This is a genomic window from Lamprobacter sp., from assembly GCF_034860625.1.
Taxonomy (GTDB): Bacteria; Pseudomonadota; Gammaproteobacteria; order Chromatiales; family Chromatiaceae; genus Lamprobacter.
Genome location: NZ_JAYESN010000659.1, coordinates 1 through 844, shown reverse-complemented (window position 1 = coordinate 844; position 844 = coordinate 1). Strand labels below are relative to the sequence as shown.

Annotated in this window: 1 protein-coding gene; it reads left to right on the top strand. The window is 64.2% G+C overall.

The window, feature by feature from the left end; genetic code table 11:
• A partial coding sequence (locus VBE63_RS30585; RefSeq protein ID WP_323686715.1) for a hypothetical protein occupies positions 1-844 on the top strand: 844 nt, incomplete at both ends.

The following is an 844-nucleotide window of genomic DNA, read 5'->3' as shown; positions in this document are numbered from 1 at the left end:
ACTGAAGAACGGCGCAGGCACCACGACCAACAACAGCCTGAGCTACAGCGTTAGCGTGGCCGCCGGCACGGCCACGGTGACACTCTCGGGCGGCACGCTCGCCGCGGCCGACCTGCAAACACTGATCGACGGCATCAGCTACAGCAACAGCAGCCAGAACCCCAGCACGGCCAGTAATCGGGTGGTGACCATCACCTCGATCCAGGACAGCGGCGGCACCGCCAACGGCGGGGTCGATACCGCCGCGCCCAACATCGGCTCGACGGTGACGTTGGTGGCAGTGAATGATGCACCCGTGATCGCCAATCTGGACGCTGACAACCCGAGCTTTGTCGTCGGCGCCGATAGCCCGGTCAAACTGGATGCCGGCGATGCCGCCACTGTGACCGATGTCGATCACAGCAACTTTGGCAACAGCGGCTTCTTGCTGGTGTCCCAATCCAGCAGCGGCTCCATTGCCACCGGCGATCTCTCCTTCGACGGCACCACCGTCAAGGCCGGCGATGATGGCGTGGTGACGTCCGGCGAACGCGTCACGGTCAATGGCACCGATATCGGTGCGGTCACCACCATCGCCACCGCAGATGGCACCATTCGTGACCTGCTGAAGATCACCTTCGACAATGGCGCCGCTACCCCGGCCCTGGTCAGCACCCTGCTGCAGAACCTCTCCTACACCGAAACCCTTACCAACACTGCGATAGGTGATCGCCGCTTCGACATCAGCGTCTATGACGGTGAGGAGTCCTCATCGGTCGCGACCGTGACCCTGACCGGCGCCGCCGCCCCGACCATCACCAGCGCCACCTACGACTGGGCCAGCGGTCAACTGCGGGTGACCGGG